This is a genomic window from Rhodopirellula maiorica SM1 (assembly GCF_000346295.1).
GTDB lineage: Bacteria > Planctomycetota > Planctomycetia > Pirellulales > Pirellulaceae > Novipirellula > Novipirellula maiorica.
The window spans coordinates 1-512 of record NZ_ANOG01000052.1 but is presented as its reverse complement, the minus strand read 5'-3'; the positions used below and the strand labels follow the sequence as shown (position 1 = coordinate 512).

The following is a 512-nucleotide window of genomic DNA, read 5'->3' as shown; positions in this document are numbered from 1 at the left end:
CGACGTTTCGTTTGCTGGTCAATGGAAAACCGATGAAGGGTTTGGAGATTGAAGTGATTCGGGGAGAAACCCGTTACCGCAATGCACAAGATGAGACGCATTTGTCGACGGATGCCAACGGAGAATTCACGATGACTTGGGCAGAACCCGGAATGTACTGGTTGGAAACGAGCACATCGGATGAGCAGACGAGCATCCCCCAGGCACAAACGCGTCGCCTAAGTTACGCCGCAACCCTCGAGGTTTTGCCTCAGTAAATCGCTGACGCCATGGGATGAACAAAGTCGCCACTGCGGGGCTTTGCAAATCGTGTTTGCATTTGCATCCACGGGCTTACGCCCGTGGCTACATCCTGCCGTCGCGTTGCGACTCGGAGACGACAAAATCGCGAAGCGATGGCAGGCGATAGCCACGGACGTAAGTCCGTGGTTATTTCGACGCCATTCCGGGACAGTCGCAACGCGACGACAGGCGTAGCTGTGGAGACACGTTCGAACGTTGCCCGCCGTCAA

1 protein-coding gene is annotated in these 512 nt (G+C 55.7%); it reads left to right on the top strand.

The window, feature by feature from the left end:
* On the top strand, positions 1-257 hold a 257-nt coding region (locus tag RMSM_RS01730), incomplete at its 5' end, for a DUF4198 domain-containing protein (RefSeq protein ID WP_040763553.1).
* Between the last annotated feature and the right edge of the window lie 255 nt (positions 258-512).